Below are 19,770 nucleotides of genomic sequence, written 5' to 3'. Positions count from 1 at the left end.
GCTACTCATCCCCTTTCGCGGATGATTCGGCGGCCGCGGGATGAGCGGCGGTCTCCGCCGGGGTGTAATACTTCTCCAGCTCGCTCAACTCGAACAGGGCGAGCAGGTCCGGTCGCATCGGCTTCTGATCCTCCGAGGTGACCACCACCGGCGGCACGGTCTGGCCGACACCGTCCGGATCGGTCCGGCACACCAGCAGCCGATTGCGCCACTGCGGATCCATCTGCGGATGGTCGTCGCGGGTGTGACCACCCCGGCTCTCGGTGCGCAGCAGCGCGGCCTGCGCGACACATTCGCTGACCAGCAACATGTTTCGCAGATCGAGTGCGAGATGCCAGCCGGGATTGAACTGCCGGTGGCCCTCGACGGTCACGCCGTCGTAGCGCTCCCGCAATTCACCCAGGCGCACGATGGCCTGTTCCAGCTCGTGCTCCTTGCGGATGATGCCGACCAGGTCGTTCATCGTCTGCTGCAGATCGGTGTGCAGGGTGTACGGATTTTCTCCGGTCCCCGTGGTCGGCGGATCGAAGGGCGCCAGTGCGGATTTCGCGGCCGCGTCGATATCGGCGTCGGCGACCGCCGGCCGCTGTGCCAGCTGTTCGACATAGCTGGCCGCGCCCAAGCCGGCGCGTCGACCGAAGACCAGCAGGTCCGACAGCGAGTTGCCGCCGAGGCGGTTGGATCCGTGCATACCGCCCGAACATTCTCCGGCTGCGAACAATCCGGGCACGGTGGCCGCGCCGGTATCGGGATCGACCTCGATTCCGCCCATCACGTAGTGGCAGGTCGGCCCGACCTCCATCGGCTCCTTCGTGATGTCGACATCGGCCAGCTCCTTGAACTGGTGATGCATCGACGGCAGCCGCCGCATGATCTCCGCGGCCGGCAGTCTGGAGGCGATGTCGAGGTACACCCCGCCGTGCTGGGTGCCGCGCCCGGCCTTGACCTCTTCGTTGATCGCGCGAGCCACCTCGTCCCGGGGCAGCAGGTCCGGGGTGCGGCGCGCGGAATCGTTGTCGCGCAACCACTGATCGGCTTCGTCCTCGGTCTCGGCGTACTGCCCCTTGAACACCGCCGGGATGTACTCGAACATGAAGCGCTTGCCCTCGGTGTTCTTGAGCACGCCACCGTCACCGCGCACACCCTCGGTGACCAGAATGCCCTTCACACTCGGCGGCCAGACCATGCCGGTCGGATGGAACTGCAGGAATTCCATATTGATCAGCGAGGCGCCGGCGCGCAGTGCGAGCGCGTGGCCGTCGCCGGTGTACTCCCACGAATTCGAGGTGACCTTGTAGGACTTGCCCACCCCGCCGGTGGCCAGGACGACCGCGGGAGTCTCGAACAGGACGAACCGCCCCGACTCCCGCCAGTACCCGAAGGCACCGGAGATGGCATCGCCGTCCTTCAGCAGATCGGTGATCGTGCATTCGGCGAAAACCTTGATCCGAGCCTCGTAGTCGCCGGTCGCGGCATAGTCCTCCTGCTGCAGCGAGACGATCTTCTGCTGCATGGTGCGGATGATCTCGAGGCCGGTGCGGTCGCCGACGTGGGCGAGGCGGGGATAGGTGTGCCCGCCGAAGTTGCGCTGACTGATCCGCCCGTCGGGCGTCCGGTCGAACAGCGCACCGTAGGTCTCCAGCTCCCACACCCGGTCGGGCGCTTCCTGAGCGTGTAGTTCGGCCATGCGCCAGTTGTTGAGGAATTTTCCGCCGCGCATGGTGTCGCGGAAATGCGTCTGCCAGTTGTCCTTCTCGTTGGCATTGCCCATCGAGGCGGCGCAACCGCCTTCGGCCATGACCGTATGGGCCTTGCCGAACAACGATTTACACACCACCGCCACCGACAGACCGTGTTCGCGCGCCTCGATCACCGCACGCAGGCCGGCGCCACCGGCACCGATCACGACGACGTCGTACTTGTGCCGTTCGACTTCAGGCATGAAACGAATACTCCTGGGACACTGAGGAATTGGGCTCTATGGCGTTATCTGTCACCGGAATCAGCCGACGAAACGCAGATCGGAGATGGTCCCGCTGGCGACCAGCATGAGGTAGAAGTCGGTGATCGCCAGGGTGGCCAGCGTGGTCCACGCCAGCTGCATGTGCCGTGTGTTCAACTTCGACACCTGCGTCCACATCCAGTAGCGCACCGGATGGGCGGAGAAGTGTTTGAGACGGCCGCCGGTGATATGCCGGCAGGAGTGGCACGAGATCGTATATGCCCACAGCAGAACGACGTTCACCACCAGGACGATGTTGCCCAGGCCGAAGCCGAAGCCGCCGTCCTTGCCGTGGAACGCCATGACCGCGTCGTAGGTGTTGACCACCGACACGACGACCGCGACATAGAAGAAGTAGCGGTGCACGTTCTGGATGATCAGCGGAAGCCGCGTCTCACCGGTGTATTTACCGTGCGGTTCGGCGACCGCGCAGGCCGGCGGCGAGAACCACACCGCGCGGTAGTAGGCCTTGCGGTAGTAGTAGCAGGTCAACCGGAACAGCAGAAGGAACGGCAGCACCAGGAAACCGAGCGGAATCCACATCGGCAGGTCGCCGACCCAGTGCCCGAAGTGGCTCGAACCTTCGACGCACGAGGTACTCACGCACGGCGAGTAGAACGGCGTCAGATAGTGGTAGTCGGAGACCCAATATGCCGATCGCACAAAGGCTCTCACGGTTGCGTAGATGATGAATGCGGCCAGTCCGAGCACCGTGAGCAGTGGGGGGACCCACCATCGGTCGGTACGCAGAGTGCGTGTGGAAATGGCCGCCCGGCCTTTGCTGAAAACTCCCGTGCCCGCCTCGGGGGCGCGTGTCGGTGCTGCGCTCACTGCAAGCTGCCTCGCTGGTCTACCCCGTGGAACGTCATCGTTACCTCCGGCGTCGAATGTGATGCTGAGCACCATACGACAACCGGGCTATGACTCGAGGCCGGTCCAGGCAAGATCTATCGCCGCCCCGTCCTATGATTTGCGCCACATTTTCTGGGCGCGCGACGGCGGCGGTGCAACGAGTGAATGACGAGCTACTTCAGACCTTCTTCGCGAATACGGTGGGGTGGGAACCGACGGGCCGCAGCGCCGTCACGGCGGAATGGACAGCCGCCGCGACGGCCCGTGCTGCTGGTGAATGTTCGGTTACTTGGTTCGCGGCCGCGAATGGAAGCCGAGGCCTTCGTCCTGCGCGCCCATCCATGCCGCCTCGTCGGACTTGCTGTCCGGCACGTAGATGACCTCCTGCTGGCGGCGGCTGTCCACCTCGGGTGGTGGGGTGTGTTCGAACTCCTCGGCATCGATGGTGAGTCGTTCGAGATCGTTCTCCAGCCGGCGGACCGAATTGGCATCTCCGTAATGGGTGCGCAACGCGCCGACGCATTGCCGGAGCTGTCCGACTGCGAAGCGCAGTTCAGCGATCTCACTGCGTGTCATCGAAACCTCCTGGTGCTTCCGGGCCGATCACCGGCTCGGATCTCGCCCGAGGGCAAGATCAAACCTGTGACGGACCGCACATCGTGATCTACAACACATTACGTGATCATTTGCGTTCTGGCTCGTCGCCCATGGAAAAAGATCTCGTCACCTGCGCTGGATCCGAGTCTCATCCGGCGGCCGGCAGGGTCACCGTCACCGAGGGCGGCTCCACCTCGCCGAGAGGTGCGAGAACCGGAAGTACGGCCGTGACGGCCGGACGGCTCTCGGAGGTCCCGGCCGACGTCCCGAGCGCGCGGTCCACGAGTGCCGCGACGGCCACGGCCACTTCCTCCGCGCGTTCCAGGATCACGCTGTGCCCGGCGCCGTCGAGCCGCACCAGTTCCGAACGGCCGAGTTGCGCGGCGAGTACCACCGAATGCGCGAACGGAATCATGATGTCGGCCGATCCACCGAGGACCAGGGCCGGAAGATCGGACAGCAGTCGCAGCGTCGGCGTCTCGTCGAAGCGGATGAGCGAATCGAGGAAGTAGGCCATGGTGGGCAGTGGGGTGTCGTTGAGCATCGCGGTGGCGAGAGCGGCCATGCGTGGATTCACCCGCCGCGAGCCGAAACTCGCTTCGCGCACCATCGGCTCGAAAACGCGGCGCCCCAATCGCTTCGAGACCTGTAGCGCCCGCGGCGCCCGCTGTACCGCGACCCGCAGTGACGTCACGGTGTGCCGGTTGAGCAATCGGCCCAGCCCCACCGCGGTGATACCGGCGGCCGCTCCGGCGATCAGCCCGACGCCGACCACGCGGGTGCCGATCGTGGCCGGGAACAGGCGAGCGTAGGCCAGGACCACCATCGCACCCATGGAATGGCCGACCAGCACCACCGGACCGGTCGGCGCGACCGCGCGCAGGACCGCGTCGAGATCGTGGCCCAGCTGATCGATGGTGTAGGTCGCGGGATCGGCGCCGGCGGAATCGCCGTGACCGCGGTGGTCGTAGAACACCATCCGGGTGTCCGAGCCCCATTGCCGCAGCAGTTCATCCCGCAGGAACCACCAGGATTCGGTCCGCAGGCAGTGACCGTGGACGAAGACCACCGTCACCGAGGCCGTGGCCGGGCCGAAGGTCCAGGCGGCCAGCGGGGTGCCGTCGTCGGCGCAGACGGTGACGCGGGTGGCGATCGTCGTGGACATGACGTCCTCCTGCAGAGTCCGTTCCTGCCCGGATGTCGTCATTGATTGCCGTCGCGTTAACCGCTCTAACCTGGTGTTATGCAGAAGTTGCACAATTGCTGCCGCTGGGACGCCGACGAACCGGCGGGGCGGTGATCGGGAGAATCTTCGCGTATCTACCGACTTCTGTAGACAGGCGTAGAAAGGCATCGAGACCTTCCCGCCGTACTAGGGCGGAATCTGGCCTATATCGCCCATAGCGTGGCGTTCATGAGCGCAGAGATCCGCAGCTTCCGCATCGATATTCCGCAGTCCGACGTCGATGATCTGCACGAACGCCTCGCCCGGACACGGTGGGCGCCGCAATTGCCCGGCGCGGACGGCAGCCGGGGTGTCCCGGTGGCTCGGCTCCGCGAGCTGGCCGAGTACTGGCGCACCGAATACGACTGGCGGGCAGCGGAATCCCGGCTCAATCGGTTCCCGCAATACCGCACCGAGATCGACGGTCTCGATGTGCATTTCCTGCATGTGCGCTCGCCCGAACCCGAGGCGCTGCCCCTGGTCTTCAACCACGGCTGGCCCAACACCTTCACCGAATTCGCCGATCTCGTCGATCTTCTCGTCGATCCCCGGGCGCACGGTGGCGATCCCGCGCGGGCCTTCCATGTGGTCGTACCGTCGGTGCCGGGATACGGATTCTCGGCGGCGCCTGCCGAAACCGGGTGGAGCACCGAGCGCGTCGGACGGATGTGGGTGGAGCTGATGCGCCGGCTCGGCTACGAGCGGTACGGCGTCCAGGGCGGAGATCTCGGCACCTACGTGGGCACCGCGATGGCCGAGGCGGCGCCGGACCGGGTGGCCGGGCTCTACATCACCGCCGGTCCGGGCTTTCCCACCGAGGCCGATCTCCCGATCCTGACCGACGCGGAACGGGCCGGTTACGAGGCGATGATGGCGGCGGACTGGGTCAACGGCGTGGACCATCACGGCCTGCTGCGTGCGGCGCCGCAGACCTTCTCGATCGGATGGAACGATTCACCCGCCGCCGCACTGGCCTGGATGGTGCAGAAGTACACCGACTTCAGCGCCGCCGGCTCGCTCGAGGCGGCGATCGACCGCGATGCGCTGCTGACCACCGTGAGCATCTACTGGTTCACTCAGAGTTTCGGCACCTCCGCGTGGTCGTATTACGACAGCACCGGCTTCGCCTGGCCCACCGGTTCGGCGCAGGTCCCGACCGGGGTGTACAGCGGTGCGCCGGGTATCCGGCGGCTCGCCGCGCGCACCGCGAAGATCGTGCACTGGCCCGAGGGTAATCCGCCCGGGCACCATTTCATCGCGATGGATCAACCGCGGGCATATGCGGCGGACCTGCGCACCTTCTTCGGTAATCTCGGCTGAGCGCGTTTCATCGGGAAATCTAAGGCTCTCGATCGCTAAAGCTAGACAGCCCTAGATTTCCCGATGGATCGCTACGCGTCGGCCGCCGCGCGCGTGGACGGCAGGAACGGGGTGAGCAGATTGTGCTCGGTGGACGGCCCGAATTCCCATTCCGCGATCCACGGGCCGGTGCCCTCGCTCGGGTCGAGCACGCCCGATTCCAGCCATTCATAGCGGCCCTCGAGCACCTGCCGAGTCAGCGCGGTGTCGGCGTCATCGGTGTTGTCCCAGAGCGCGGCGAAGGCGGCCTCGACCCGCAACCGGGACTGGCGGCAGAAGGTATCGGCCAGTTCCGTCGCCGCGGCCGCGTCCCGGCTGTCCTCGGCGCGCATGGCCTGCGCCCGAACACAGGCCGCCGACATGGCGAACAGCTCCGCGCCGATATCCACGAGGCGGCCCAGGAACCCTTGCCGGTATTCGAGTTTCGCCTGCCAGCGCGCCATCGCGTACATCAGTTCGCGCGCCTGCTTGCGCGACATGCGCTCGACGAAGCGCAGATGTGTTGCCAGCGGGCCGAATTCGGTATATCCGGCAGGGAGGGTGCCACGGCCGACCGCCAACTGCGGGAACCACTTCGCGTAGAAGCCACTCGCCCCGACCGCTGCGGTGGCCTTGTCCTTCAACGCCGCATGACGGTCCACGAGTGCGCCCGCGGCGGCCATGTGCGCATCGGCCATCTCCCGGGCGATCAGCAGCCGCATGATCTCGCTGGAGCCTTCGAAGATCCGATTGATTCGCAGATCGCGCACCAGCTGTTCGGCCGGCACCGCCCGCTCACCCCGGCTGCGCAGGGAGGCGGCGGTCTCGTAGCCGCGCCCGCCGCGTATCTGCACCAGCTCGTCGGCGATGCGACAGCTCATCTCGGAGGCCCACAGTTTGGCCAGTGCGGCTTCGATGCGGATGTCGTTGCGCGCCTCGTCGCACATCGTCCCGGACAGCTCGAGCACCGCCTCCAGCGCGAAAGCGGTTGCGGCGACGAAGGATATCTTCGACGCGACCGCCGCGTGCTCACCGACCGGGCGGCCCCACTGCACGCGCGCCGCCGACCAGCCGCGGCTGATCTTGAGCGACCACTTCGCCGCCGCGGTGCACAGCGCGGGAATCGCCAGCCGTCCGGCATTGAGTGTGGTCAGCGCGATCTTCAGGCCGTCGCCCTCGCGACCGATCAGATTGCGCGCCGGCACCCGGACCTTGTGCATGCGGGTCACACCGTTCTCGATCCCGTGCAGACCCATGAAGGCGTTGCGGCGCTCGACGGTGATGCCGGGGGTGTCGGCCTCCACCACGAAGGCGGATATCCCGCCGCGATGTCCGGGCCCCTTCGGCACCCGCGCCATCACCACCAGCAGTTCGGCGACCACACCGTTGGTCGTCCACAACTTCACTCCGTCGAGTTCGTAGGCCTCGCCGTCGGCGGTCGGGGTCGCGGTACTCGCCATCCGGGCGGGATCGGATCCGACGTCCGGTTCGGTCAGCAGGAAGGCGCTGACCGCGCCCCGCGCGCATCGGGGCAGGAATTCGCGCTTCTGTTCCTCGGTGCCGGCCAACTTCAGCGGTTCCGGCACGCCGATCGACTGATGCGCCGACAGCAGCACGCCCAGGCTCGCGTGTACCGAGCCGACCAGCATCAGCGCCCGGTTGTAGCCGACCTGCGACAGGCCCTGCCCGCCGTATTCCGGCGGGATCTTGAGTCCGAAGCAGCCGAGTTCGGCCAGGCCGCGAACGTAGTCGTCGGGGATCTTCGATTCGGCCTCGATGACCGACCCGTCCAGCGTCTCGCAGAAGGCCCGCAGCCGTTCCAGGTAGGCCTCGGTCCGCGCCGCGTCGTCGGGAGTCGGCTGTGGATACGGATGAATCAGGTCGAGCCGGAACCGGCCGAGGAACATCTGCTTGGCGAACGACGGTTTGGCCCAGGTACTTTCGCGCGACTCCTCGACCAGTGCGCGGGCCTGCTCTTCGGTGGCGTGAACTTTCGCGGCTGTCGCCATGGGACCCTCCCTCGAAACGTGATCAGGATCACATTTGAGTGTAGAAGGCTTGGTTACCCGCCGGTAGGCCTCCGGCGAAATCGGCGGTCGAAGAATTACTGCACGCCGCGCAGGTACCGCCCGAAATGCGGCACCGTGAAGCCGATGGTGCCCCGCTCGGCGGAGTAGATCAGCCCCTTCTTGATGAGTCCGTCCCGGGCCGGAGACAGCGACGCGGGTTTGCGGCCCAGCTCCTGGGCGACCGCCGCGGTCGGCACCGGCCCGTCGTCGCCGGCCAGATCGGCCATCGCCCGCATGTACTCGCGCTCGGCCGGAGTTGCCCGTTCATAGCGGGAGCCGAAGAACCCGACCGCCAACTCCTCCTCGGCCGCGGGGGCCGCCAGTTCCACATCCTCGGCGCCGATCGGGCTGCGGGCGGCCACATCCCACGTGGCCTTACCGTAGGCCTGGACGAAATAGGGGTACCCATCTGCCTTGTCGTACAAGGCTTTCAGGGCCTCCTCGGTGAACTCCACCGCCTCGCGCTCGGCGGGGGCGATCAGCGCGCGGTCCGCGGAATCGCGATCGAGTCGGTCGATGCGGTGGTAGCCGAAAAGGCGCTCGGAATAGCTCTTGGAGGCCGAGAGGACGGCCGGCAGATGTGGCAGGCCCGCGCCCACCACGATCAACGGCGCTGTCTCCTGGCTCAATTCGTGGCAGGCGCCGCAGATCGCGGAGATATCGGCCGGTCCCAGATCCTGCATCTCGTCGATGAACACGGCGATGCCTACGCCGATATCTCGGGCGAGCTGGGCGGCCTCCAGCAGCAACTCCACCAGATCGATCTCGATGTCACCGGAGTCCGCGCGCCCGGTGACGGCCGGGACGTCGATACCGGGCTGCCAGCGTTCCCGCATCCCCTTGTCGGCGGTCGCGCGCAGGGCGAAGGCCTTGAGGATGCCCAGGAAATCGTCGACCATCTCGGGATTGCGGTGGGCGACCGCGATCTGGCGCACCGCCATATGCAGCGCCGATGCCAGCGGGCGCCGCAATTCCTGATCCGGGCGAGCCTCCAGTTTGCCGGTCCCCCAGCCGCGCGAGCGGGCCGTGGACCGAAGTTGGTTCAGCAGCACGGTCTTTCCCACGCCGCGTAGGCCGGTGAGCATCACACTGCGTTCGGGACGCCCGCGCGAGATGCGTTCGAGCACGATGTCGAACGCGTCGAGCTGTTTGTCGCGCCCGGCGAGTTCGGGCGGGCGCTGGCCGGCGCCCGGGGCATACGGATTCCGCACGGGGTCCATGCCCCGACACCGTAGCGCGTTCGCACCGAAATCTCGGGATATATAGGGGATGTCCTAGATTGCGCTATCCGAGCGAATGGCGGCCGCTGTGCGGGGATGACCGGGCGCGAGGGGCTCTCTACGCTGGTGGCTGATCGAGGTCCGAAATGTCCGCAGGAGGGGTCATGTCCACCGATTCGGAAGATCAGCAGTCCGGCGATCGGCCGAACCCCACGGTGGCCGAGGTCGTCGGGTCCTGGGACGTGCCCGCCGGAGCGAGCGTCGCCCGGCAGATTCGCGACAACATCCTGCACGCGATCGCGCAGGGGTACGACGATCCGCAACTGGTGGCGGATCTGGCGGTCGGTCCGCTCGTGATCGCCCTGGGCCGGCTGGAAACAGAACTGGCGGACGCGCGAGGACGCATCGCGGAACTCGAGCGCGCGGTCCGTCCGCACGGTGAGGCGTGAATCGGCCGCCGATGTAATGCCGCCGACGAAATGCCACGGATGTAACGCCCCGGCGACTCGTTTCGATAACGAGGGCAGAGCCGTGGATACCGTGCCGTGATCTCCATAGCAGATGGATTCGACGGGCTGTAATCGGGGGTGGTCCTGGCGTTTTGGCGACACGCGGGCAGACACGCCGTCGTGTGGGGTGGACAACAACACCGAGCCGTCGTAATCTCTTCGTGACTTCGCGGAGTATGTCGCTTCATTAGAGGGGCGGCCCGCTGAGTCACCGCCTAATCAGCAGTCGAGTGGGCAGCTCGATCGCTGAACCGGGGACCCAGGTTACTGGGGTGAATCCTCTTCGGTCGCAAGGTCGATGGGGTAGGACCGATCTTCCCGGTCCGAACCCGTCAGCTAACCCGGTCGGCGCGTGGGCAAGGAAGAAACAGGAGACTCAGCTCGGTGGGTAAACACAGTCTGCAACGGGAATCTCGGCTGCCGAATTCCGTCAAGGGTGCGCTGGTCTGCGGCGCAGTAGCGGCAACAACCGGTGCGATTCCGGCGATTCCGGCCATGGCGGCCACGATCAACGTTCCCGGCGTCGGCAACTTCGACGTTCCGCTGGGTTCGGATTTCGACCAGCAGGTCAGCCAGGCGAACCAGGTGCTCGCCGATCACGCGGATCAGATCAAGGGAGTTCAGCAGGCGCTGAGCTCGCAGGCGATCGCGCCCAGCATCCCCAACGCCGCGCAGAACCCGATGGGTAGCATGTTCGGCCAGCCGCAGCAGCAGCACGGCGTCGGCGACGTCGCTCTCGACGCTGCGCGCAGCAAGATCGGCGCCGACTACGTGTGGGGCGCCTCCGGTCCTTCGAACTTCGACTGCTCCGGTCTGGTGCAGTGGGCGTACAAGCAGGCCGGAATTCAACTGCCGCGGACCAGCTTCGAACAGTCGCATGTCGGCAAGCCGGTCGCCTTCCAGGACCTGAAGCCGGGCGACCTGGTCATCCAGAACGGTGGCGGCCACGTGTCCATGTACGCCGGGGATGGCAAGATTCTCCAGGCGCCGCAGTCGGGTGAGACCGTCAGCTACGCGCATCTGGATCCCGACTCGATCGTCACCGCACGCCGCGTCGCCTAGTCGTTTTCGCTCGACAGCACGGCCCGGCGGTGACCCGCCGGGCCGACTTGTGAGGAGCGAAACTGGAACAGGCACAACCAGCTACAGCTCGGGTCGACTCCTGGATCTGGGCTGTCCGGCTGTTCAAAACGCGATCCGCCGCAGCCACCGCGTGCCGCGGCGGTCATGTGCGTGTCAACGGCACGACGGTCAAACCCGCTCATCAGATCAAGCCCGGTGATGAGGTGCGGGTCCGCAATGCCGGGGCCGAACGCATCGTCGTCGTGGTCCGACCGGTCGTGAAACGCGTCGGCGCTTCGATCGCCACGCAATGCTATATCGACAAGAGCCCTCCGCCACCCGCACCGGAAATCGTCGCCGCGATGCCCAAGCGCGACCGCGGCGCCGGGCGCCCCACCAAGCGCGAACGCCGCGAAACCGATCGGCTACTCGGCCGGGATTCGACCTGAGTTCGCGCGGAGGGCGCCCGCGTCGGTGCCGAATTCCTCGCTGAACTTCCCTGCCCAATAGCGGGTTCGGCATTCGCCCCGGCGCACCTTTCCGCTCGAGGTCTTCGGAATGGCGCCGCGCGGTAGCAACAGCACGTCCGCCGGTGCGATGCCGTGCACGGTCGCCACCGCGGCCCGGACCCGTCGGCCGATATCGCTCGCCTCGGCCGGTGGGCTCACCAACTCGGCGACGACCACGAGGTCCTCGCGTTCACCGGTATCGACACCGAACGCCGCGATATGCCCGGGACGCAGTTCGGGCACGGAGTCGGCGGCGGTGGCTTCGATATCGGCGGGGAAATGGTTGCGGCCGTCGATGACGATCGTGTCGCGCAGGCGGCCCGCGATGTAGAGCCCCCCGTCGTGGAGGAAACCGAGATCTCCGGTGCGCAGCCACGCTCCGGACTGTCCAGGGAGCACTGCGCCGAAGGTGGCCGCGGTCCGCTCGCGCAGCCCCGCATATCCCGCGCCGACATTCGGACCCCGCACCCATATCTCACCGACGGCACCGTCGTCGCACGGTAGGCGCGTTACGGGATCGACGATGCGCACGGTTTGCCCGGCGGAACGGCCGCAGTCGACCAGCGCGATACCGTCGTGGCGCGCGGACGCGACGGTCGCCCGGCCCGAGCTCAGGGCGACGCGGTCGAAGTCGACGCATACCGGTTCCGCCTCCGGGCGCGAGATGGTCACCGGAAGGGTTGCCTCGGCCAGGCCGTATCCCGCGGTGTGGGCCCGGTGACGGAATCCGTACGGGGCGAAGGTGCGAGTGAAGGCGTCCAGAGCGGTGGCGCGGATCGGTTCGGCCCCGTTGAGCAGCAGATCCAGCGAGGACAGATCGAGACTGTCGCGCTCCGCCGCGGTTGTGCCCGAAACGGCCAGTGCCAGACCGAAATTCGGGCTGGCGGTCGCGGCGGCGCGATAGTCGCTGCACGCGCGCAACCATCGGATCGGCCGTTTGGCGAAGTCGGCCGGTGGCATCGTGATCGCATGAACGCCCAGATACAGCGGCAGCGACAGGGCGAAAACCAGGCCCATATCGTGGAAGAACGGCAGCCAGGTGACCATCGGACGGTCGTCGGCCGGTGCCAGAGCCGTACGCAACTGATCGAGTGCCGCCGCGAGATTGGCGTGGGTGATGCACACTCCCGCAGGCGAAGTGGTGGAGCCGGAGGTGTACTGGAGATAGGCGGGATGCGCGCCGGCCGGATCCACTCGGACGTCGCCGGTGCCGGCATGCACATCCACCGTCAGGAGTTCGCCGTACGGCATGGCGTCGGCATCCGGACATTCGGGCGTGCCGGTCGGCAAGCGTGGCGAGACGAGGCTCAGACGCGGCTCGGCGTCGACGAGGATCGTCCGTAGCCGTTCGGCATTGCGGCGCATCGACATCGGAAACAACGGAACCGCGGTGCGGGCGCTGTAGAGGCAGGCGAGAAAGGCGACGACATAGTCGAGACCGTGCTCGCACAGGATCGCGACACGATCACCGGGCGATGTCCGCTCGCGAAGCAGCTCGGCCAATGCGCCTGCCGCACTGTGTAATTCGGACACCGTGACGGTGGTCTCCGTACGCCTACCGCCCGGGTACGACAGCGCGGTGAAGGCCGGATCGTCCGGTGTGTTCGCTGCCCGGTCCGTGACGGTCGCCGCCAAGCGGTTGATCATCGTCGCTCCTGGCGCGGCATTCGAAGCGCCAACGCGGCCGACAACGCCGTGACAGAGGGGTTGTCGAACAGCTCGGCGGTGGCGATCCGCATCCCCAGCCGGTGCTCCAGACGGCGTCGCAGATCTATGGCCAGCAGCGAGGACAGATTCAGTGTCGCGAAATCGGCTTCGGGATCGACGAATTCGACGTCTCGCGACAGTACGTTCGCGACCGTGGCGCGCACGATTCGCTGTACATCCTCGCCCGCGTCGGCAACTAGGGACAGACGTCTGTCGGCCGCGGTGTTTGCCGAGCCCGGCGAGCGTCCAACCGGCAAATCGGCCCCGAGCGAACCCGCGGGAGCCAGCGCCTCGCGCAGTCTGGCCGCGACCGGTCCCGAGTCGTCGGTGGGCGTGTAGTCCAGCGCGAGCACCACCGCCTGCGGGCGCCCGAGAATCGCGGACAGCACGGACATGCCGCGAGCGGCATCGAAAGGGGTGATGCCGGCGGTTCGCAGATGTGCGGCGCCTCCGGCGGAGCGGGCGAGCCCGGCGTCCCAGCTGCCCCAGGCGATGCTGGTCACCGATCGGCCGGTGGCGGCGTGCGCGAGCGCATCCACTGCCGCATTGGCGGCGGCGTACGCGGCTTGTCCGGGTGCCCCGAACAGACCGGTGGCGGAGGAGAACAGGAGGGTGAAGTCGACCGGGTCGCTCGCCGTCAGTTCGAGCAGCGAGGCGGCCGCGGTCGTTTTCGGTTCGAAGTGCAAGGCCAGGGATTCGCCTGTCACGCGGTCGAATTCGGCGTCCTGCAGCACACCGGCGGAATGCACCAGACCTCGGATCGTCGATCCGCACGCTCGGATGTCGTCGAGGGCGTTGGCCAGGTCCGCGCGATCGGCGACATCACAGCGCACGACCACCACGCGGTCCTCGGCGCCGTCGAGCAGCGGCGGCAGCGGTCGCGGACGCCGGGTCAGGACGACCACATCGCGTGCTCCCTGCTCGAGCAGCCACCGCACCGCGGCGGCCCCCAGCGCGCCGAGCCCGCCGGTGACCACGTAGGTGCCGTCGGCGCAGATCGGGACCCCGGAGCCTGCTCCGCCGAGTCGTCGGAACCGCCGCATCAGCGTCCGCGCACCTTCCACGCGCACTTCCGCCGGCCCCCGCGAGTCGAGCACGAGCTCGCGCACGATGTCGGCGCCCGATTCGTCGGACCAGATCAGGCGCACCGGTCGGCCGGATTCCAGCTGCAGGGTCCGGACCAGCGCGGCGACAGCATTGTGTTCGACGGATGCCGGATCCCGCAGCACCACGGTGAGGCTCGCCGTCGTTTCCGCGGCGATCACCTGCTGCAGGACCCGCAAGGCTCGTTCGAGTCCGGGGGCGACCGGACTCGTGTCGGTTCCCGCGCCGAACGCGTCGTGCCGAGGCTCCGAGAGTGTTTCCGCCCAGACCAGCACCACGGCTGTGGGCGCCCGTCCTTGTGCCGCTGCCGCCAAGGCCGTCGACTCGCCGGGCTCGCGGGCGATCCGCTCGGCGGGGAGGTGGCGGTCCAGCGCGCGGGCGATCGACTTCGCGAGGCGCGATTCTCCGACGACCGACGCCCGCTCGACGGTCGGGTGCACCGCCCGCGCGGCGTCCGCGGAGAACGGCACAGCAATCCACTGTTCCTCGCGCAGTACGGAGTTCGCCCACTCCGGTGCCGTGGCGACCGTCGCGTCGTACTCGGCTCGTCCGCGCGCTGCGGTGCGCTCGAGAAGCAGGTTCATTCCCGATCCGGTGGCGACTCCGGAATCAACACCGGCACTCGCGCGTTCGCGCGGCGCATCGTCCGGTACCGCCGCGCGAGTCATCCGGGGCTGGGCGTACAGACCGTCATCGGTGGCAGCGTCGGGACGGTCGCCGTCGAAGTCGGCGTTTCCGGGCGGCCGGTAGACGACCGTGTGCCCGGACGGATCTCTCGCCGCTTGCCGCGAGCCGGAAGCCCTGTCCGCGAATGCTATCCGCACGCCGATCAGTGCCACTGCCGGGGCATCGTCCTGGTCCACCGCGACGACGTCGCACAGCAGCCCGCCCGGCTCGTGCCCGCGCACGAACGCGTGCGCCTCGGTCAGCAGCACACGGGGCGCATCGGAAAGCCATACCGACCCGATGGCTACCGGTACCGCGAGCCCGGCCGCGGGCAGGATTTCCCGGCCGGCGGCGGCGATCAGCTGTAAGCAGCCGTCGAGCGCGGCCGTGGTCAGCGGGATCGAATCGAAAGCTCCGACGGCGCCGCAGTTTCCAGCACGCACGGCGGTTAGCGTCCGGAACCGCGGACCGTAGTCGAGTCCACGGGTGCGCAAGGACGTATAGAACTCGTCGATATCGAGTTCGTCCGCTGTCGTGGCGGAGATGCGATGGTCGTCCACCGTACGCATCCACCCGAGAATGTCGGCGGGCGAGGCGGCGGTCTCCGCCCGCGCCGAGGCCAGCGACACCGGCCCCAGCAGTACGCGCAGATCCGATCCGCTGCGGTAGCCGACCGCGGCGAGATCCGCGATGTCCGTGCGTTCGTGAACCGCGAAGTCGGCCAGCCGGATCGGTCCGGGAACCGAATCCAGCAGGCGCCGAATCCAATACGCGGCGGGCACGGTCGGCACACCGTTCACCACGTGATCGTCCAGTCGTTCGCGGCCGGGATCGGTCGCGGTCCGGGTGAGCAACGGGAAAGTTCTTCGCCGCCAGCGTCGTTCGACCGCAGGACCGGCCGTCGCGCCCTGGATCGACCAATCGACATCACGCCCTCGCAGATACATGGCGCCGACCGTGCGGAGCAGGGCGGTGACCTCGCCGTCGCGATGCGCGGCCGAGAAGACCGCGTCGGCCAGTTCGGGATAGTCGCGCACGGCCGGCGCCAGCACCGGATGCGGTGATATTTCCACGATCGAGGTGTAGCCCCGGCCCACGGCGGATTCGACGGCCGCGTCCAGATCGACGGTGCCACAGAGGTTGTCGATCCAATAGTCGGTATCCATCGCGGCGGAATCGATCACCCGGCCGGATCGTGCCGTCGAGAACACCGGCACGCGGGGGGCCCGCGGCACCGGCGCTCGCAGCGCGGTGGTGAATTCGTCGGCGAGCGCGCGAACCTGCGGACTGTGCGCGGCGAAATCCACCGGCACGGGTCGTACGTAGTACTGCCGCCGCCGCGCTCGCCGCAGCAATGTCTCCATGTATCGCGTGGTCCCGGAGACCACCACCGCCCGGGGCCCGTTCACCGCCGCCACCGCGACCTCCGCGCGCAAGGGCTCGACCAGCCGCCGCGCTTGATCCGGCGTCGCCTCGAGCAGCGCCATCATGCCCTGTCCGGCCAGCCGGCCCAGCGCCCGTGAGCGCACGGTGACCAGATGCGCGGCATCGTCGAGGGACAGGGCGCCCGCGATCACCGCGGCCGCGATTTCGCCGAGGCTGTGCCCGGCCACCGCATCCGGCTCGATTCCCCACGCCGCGAGCAACCGGGCCAGCGCCACCTGGTAGACGAACAGCGCCGGTTGCACCGTCTCGGTGGCGCCGACGCTGTCGGCGAAGCCGTGCCGGGGCGTCCACACTCGCGGCCCGCCCGCATTCGCCACGGCGTCGGCCGTTTCGGCTACCGCCCGGGCGTATTCGGGATACCGGGCCGCCAGCTCGCGCCCCATGTGCGCATGCTGACCACCTTGTCCGGAGAACAGGAAAAGCACTCGTCCGCGCCGTCGCCCACCGACGCCGAGCAGGGCCGGCGAACGGGAGCCGCTCGCGACCGCGCGCAGTGCGTCGCCCGCATCGTCGGGCTCGTCCGCCACGATCGCGGCCCGAACCGGTTGGGGCAGTGCGCGTCCGGTTGCGGCGAGGGTGGACAGCGACATCTCGCCGCCGGCCAGAACGGTCGCGGTGTCACGCAGTTCGTCCTCGTCGCGACCGGTGAGGCCGATGAGCACCGGAGGCCGCGCCTCGCGCACCGGTCCCGGCTCCACCTCCCGCAGGACCACATGCGCATTGGTGCCGCCGAATCCGAACGAACTGACGCCCGCGCATCGCGGCATGCCGGAGTCCGTGGGCCAGCCGACCACTTCACCCGGCACCCGGAGGCCGCGTTCGGACAACCGCAGCAGCGGATTCTCGCGCTGAAAGTTGATGGTGGGCACGATGGTTCCGTGGTGCAGGCACAGCGCCACTTTCGCCAGCCCGGTCACCCCGGCCGCCGCCTCCAGATGGCCGATATTCGATTTGATCGATCCGACATACGGTTTCACCGCGCCGCCCGGCGCATCGAGTACGGTGGCCAGTGCCTCGATCTCCACCGCATCGCCGACCGGTGTTCCGGTGCCGTGACATTCGAAGTATCCGGCGGAGCGGACATCCAAGCCGGCGCGTGCCCACGCTGTGCGGATCACCTGTTGTTGCGCGCGCCCGTTCGGGGCGTAGAGACCGTTCGAGCGGCCGTCGGAACCCACTGCGGCGCCGGCGATCTCGGCGTAGCACCGGTTGCCCTCACGCTGCGCGTCGGCCGTGCGCTGCAATACCAGCACGGTCGCCCCATCGCCGCGAACGTATCCGTCGGCGGCCGCGTCGAACGGCTTGCACCGCCCGTCGGCGGCGAGGAAGCCACCCTGTTCGAGGTACTGCGAAGTGTGCGGCAGCAGCGCGAGATTCACGCCGCCGACGATGGCGTACGGTACGGCGTCGTCGGCCAGCAACCGCACGGCGAGGTCCACCGCCGCGAGCGAGGACGAACACGCGCTGTCGAGGACCACACTCGGTCCGTGCAGATCCAGTGCGTACGAGATCCGATTGGCGATGATGCTCAGCGCGGACCCGGTCACCGCGTAGGGCGCGTCCTGTCCGCCGCTGCCGAGGACGACCGCTCCGTGGTCGAAACCGCAGGCGCCGAAGAGAACCGCCGTATCCGACCCGCCCAGCCGATAGCCGATTCCGGCATCGTCGATCGCTTCGACCGCGACCTCCAGCGCCAGCCGCTGTTGCGGATCCATCAGGGCCGTTTCGCGATCGGAGATCGAGAAGCGGTCGTTGTCGAATTCCGTGATCGAATCCAGATAGCCGCCGCGGCCCGCGCCGTCGCGCCCCGGCGGCGGGTCACCGACTCCGCTGCGGCTCTCGATCAGCAAGCGCCACAATTCGTTCACGCCGGAAGCGCCCGGTACTCGGCATCCGATACCGATGATCGATATCGGTGGCGTGGCGGCTGTCATCGGCGCTCGAGATGGTCGACGAGCCGCTCGATATCCGGGTTGTCGTAGAGCTCGGTGAGCGAGATCTCCACGCCCAGAGCATCTTCCAGCACGCCCGCGAGGCGGGCGAGCTGCGCGGAGCTCAGGCCCAGGTCGGTGAAAGGCACTGTGGTGGAGACGGATTCGGGTGCGGCACCCAGCATGTGCGCGACGGCGGCGACCGCCGCGTCCGCCGAGGTGCCGATCCGTTCCCGCTGCCCCACCGCCATGTCCTCCCCGTATCCGGCGCCGTCGCACGACGGTCGGGTGGCATGTGAGCGCGATTCGCGCAGCGGCTCACAGTGCCGACCGGGTGCGGGTGTCCCGCATAGTGCAGGTTCCCCAGCGATTATGCCGACAAGTCGGGGCCCGGTGAAGAGGTCGAGACAGCTGAGGCCACAGGGGCGAGAGTGACGAGACGAGCCGCGTCCCATGCCGGTCTCGGCTCGCCCCGCACGCCGAATCAGACGACCAGCGAACCCAGTCGCGCGTTGATCAGCGTCTCGGCCTCGTCCACGATGCGCGAGATCAGCTCGGCGCAGGTGGGGATGTCGTCGATCAGACCCTGCACCTGTCCGGCCGACCAGATGCCGGCGTCCAGGTCGCCCTCGTCGAAGACGCGGCGGCCGCGGGCTCCGGCGACCAGATCGCGCACATCCTCGAATTTGCCTCCGGCGGCCTCGATTTCGACCACCTTGCGGCTGATCTCGTTGTCGGCGACCCGGGCGGTGTTGTGCATGGTGCGGAAGATCAGCTGGGTGTCACGCTCGGTGTGGGCGACGATCTGTTCCTTCACCTTCCGATGCACCGGGGACTCCTCGGTGCACAGGAAGCGGGTGCCCATGTTGATGCCGTCGGCGCCCAGAGCCAGCGCCGCGACCAGGCCGCGGGCGTCGGCGAAACCACCCGACGCGATGACAGGGATGTCGAGCGCCTCGGTGGCGGCCGGGATCAGGATCAGGCCGGGCACGTCGTCCTCACCCGGGTGGCCGGCGCATTCGAAACCGTCGATGCTCACGCCGTCGACGCCGATCTTCTGCGCCTTGAGCGCGTGCCGGACGCTGGTGCACTTGTGCAGCACCTTGATTCCGGCTTCCTTGTAGTACGGCAGGAACGGCTCCGGGTTGCTGCCCGCGGTCTCGACGATCTTCACGCCCGATTCGATGATCGCCTGAACGTATTCCTGGTACGGCGGCGGGTTGATCGACGGCAGGATGGTGACGTTGACGCCGAACGGCTTGTCGGTGAGCTGCCGGGTGCGCTCGATCTCGCGCCGCAGATCGTCGGGGGTCGGCTGGGTGAGCGCGGTGATGAAACCGAGCGCCCCGGCGTTGGCGACCGCCGCCACGAGTTCGGCGCGGCCGACGTGCATCATGCCGCCCTGCACGATCGGGTGTTCGATACCGAACATCTCGGTGAATCTGGTGCGCAACATCTGGTTGTCCTCCTGGCCGCGGTACGACTCGGGGCGACGCGCCCGGCATCTCCGGCACCCCTCGATGCCGGTGTGTG

Annotated in this window: 14 protein-coding genes and 1 riboswitch; of the genes, 4 read left to right on the top strand and 10 right to left on the bottom strand. The window is 67.8% G+C overall.

What is annotated here, in order from left to right; translation table 11 throughout:
• Position 1: 1 nt before the first annotated feature.
• From ACPCUW_RS08140 to ACPCUW_RS08125, 4 genes are all read right to left on the bottom strand, one after another.
• Complete coding sequence (locus tag ACPCUW_RS08140) at positions 2 to 1,942, bottom strand: fumarate reductase/succinate dehydrogenase flavoprotein subunit (protein ID WP_305780987.1); 1,941 nt, start codon at positions 1,940 to 1,942, stop codon at positions 2 to 4.
• Between the two features lie 60 nt (positions 1,943 to 2,002).
• Entirely contained in the window at positions 2,003 to 2,833 is an 831-nt protein-coding gene (locus ACPCUW_RS08135) for a hypothetical protein (RefSeq protein WP_423424164.1), read from the bottom strand.
• A gap of 306 nt (positions 2,834 to 3,139) precedes the next feature.
• A complete protein-coding gene (locus ACPCUW_RS08130; protein WP_030514117.1) occupies positions 3,140 to 3,430 on the bottom strand; it encodes a hypothetical protein in 291 nt (96 codons plus the stop codon).
• 169 nt (positions 3,431 to 3,599) lie between these two features.
• The gene (locus ACPCUW_RS08125) at positions 3,600 to 4,616 is read right to left on the bottom strand and encodes an alpha/beta fold hydrolase (protein WP_305780989.1); all 1,017 of its coding nucleotides are present in this window, start codon (positions 4,614 to 4,616) and stop codon (positions 3,600 to 3,602) included.
• A gap of 249 nt (positions 4,617 to 4,865) precedes the next feature.
• On the opposite strand from ACPCUW_RS08125, the gene ACPCUW_RS08120 reads away from it, so the two are divergent.
• Positions 4,866 to 5,996, top strand: a complete 1,131-nt coding sequence (locus ACPCUW_RS08120; RefSeq protein WP_423424162.1) for an epoxide hydrolase family protein — start codon at positions 4,866 to 4,868, stop codon at positions 5,994 to 5,996.
• 71 nt (positions 5,997 to 6,067) lie between these two features.
• Here the strand turns inward: ACPCUW_RS08120 and ACPCUW_RS08115 are convergent, their stop codons facing one another.
• The gene (locus tag ACPCUW_RS08115) at positions 6,068 to 8,023 is read right to left on the bottom strand and encodes an acyl-CoA dehydrogenase family protein (protein WP_305780991.1); all 1,956 of its coding nucleotides are present in this window, start codon (positions 8,021 to 8,023) and stop codon (positions 6,068 to 6,070) included.
• Between the two features lie 95 nt (positions 8,024 to 8,118).
• Positions 8,119 to 9,303 carry an ATP-binding protein gene (locus ACPCUW_RS08110; RefSeq protein ID WP_030514121.1) on the bottom strand — a complete coding sequence of 395 codons (1,185 nt, stop codon included), beginning with the start codon at positions 9,301 to 9,303 and terminating at the stop codon, positions 8,119 to 8,121.
• A 164-nt stretch (positions 9,304 to 9,467) separates the two neighbouring features.
• Here ACPCUW_RS08110 and ACPCUW_RS08105 point away from each other — a divergent pair, with 164 nt between their 5' ends.
• The 3 genes from ACPCUW_RS08105 to ACPCUW_RS08095 all read left to right on the top strand — a co-directional run bounded on the left by ACPCUW_RS08105 (position 9,468) and on the right by ACPCUW_RS08095 (position 11,323).
• Positions 9,468 to 9,752, top strand: a complete 285-nt coding sequence (locus tag ACPCUW_RS08105; RefSeq protein ID WP_063014352.1) for a hypothetical protein — start codon at positions 9,468 to 9,470, stop codon at positions 9,750 to 9,752.
• A 262-nt stretch (positions 9,753 to 10,014) separates the two neighbouring features.
• Positions 10,015 to 10,178: riboswitch (cyclic di-AMP (ydaO/yuaA leader) on the top strand.
• 18 nt (positions 10,179 to 10,196) lie between these two features.
• Complete coding sequence (locus ACPCUW_RS08100; RefSeq protein WP_063920660.1) at positions 10,197 to 10,874, top strand: C40 family peptidase; 678 nt, start codon at positions 10,197 to 10,199, stop codon at positions 10,872 to 10,874.
• 62 nt (positions 10,875 to 10,936) lie between these two features.
• Entirely contained in the window at positions 10,937 to 11,323 is a 387-nt protein-coding gene (locus ACPCUW_RS08095; RefSeq protein WP_104391982.1) for an RNA-binding S4 domain-containing protein, read from the top strand.
• Here the strand turns inward: ACPCUW_RS08095 and ACPCUW_RS08090 are convergent.
• The 4 genes from ACPCUW_RS08090 to ACPCUW_RS08075 all read right to left on the bottom strand — a co-directional run bounded on the left by ACPCUW_RS08090 (position 11,300) and on the right by ACPCUW_RS08075 (position 19,693).
• Complete coding sequence (locus ACPCUW_RS08090; protein ID WP_423424160.1) at positions 11,300 to 13,030, bottom strand: fatty acyl-AMP ligase; 1,731 nt, start codon at positions 13,028 to 13,030, stop codon at positions 11,300 to 11,302. The genes ACPCUW_RS08095 and ACPCUW_RS08090 overlap by 24 nt on opposite strands.
• Positions 13,027 to 18,240: an SDR family NAD(P)-dependent oxidoreductase gene (locus tag ACPCUW_RS08085; RefSeq protein WP_423424159.1), complete on the bottom strand. Its 5,214-nt coding sequence runs from the start codon at positions 18,238 to 18,240 to the stop codon at positions 13,027 to 13,029. Before ACPCUW_RS08085 ends, ACPCUW_RS08090 begins: the two co-directional genes overlap by 4 nt.
• The gene (locus tag ACPCUW_RS08080; protein ID WP_063014346.1) at positions 18,237 to 18,488 is read right to left on the bottom strand and encodes an acyl carrier protein; all 252 of its coding nucleotides are present in this window, start codon (positions 18,486 to 18,488) and stop codon (positions 18,237 to 18,239) included. Before ACPCUW_RS08080 ends, ACPCUW_RS08085 begins: the two co-directional genes overlap by 4 nt.
• 233 nt (positions 18,489 to 18,721) lie before the next feature.
• Positions 18,722 to 19,693 carry an NAD(P)H-dependent flavin oxidoreductase gene (locus ACPCUW_RS08075; protein ID WP_423424156.1) on the bottom strand — a complete coding sequence of 324 codons (972 nt, stop codon included), beginning with the start codon at positions 19,691 to 19,693 and terminating at the stop codon, positions 18,722 to 18,724.
• Positions 19,694 to 19,770 lie beyond the last annotated feature (77 nt).

The sequence above is a fragment of the Nocardia sp. AB354 genome, from assembly GCF_049538315.1.
GTDB classification, from domain to species: domain Bacteria; phylum Actinomycetota; class Actinomycetes; order Mycobacteriales; family Mycobacteriaceae; genus Nocardia; species Nocardia nova.
The sequence above is the reverse complement of the archived record's forward strand: the minus strand, read 5'-3'. Positions and strand labels throughout refer to the sequence as shown.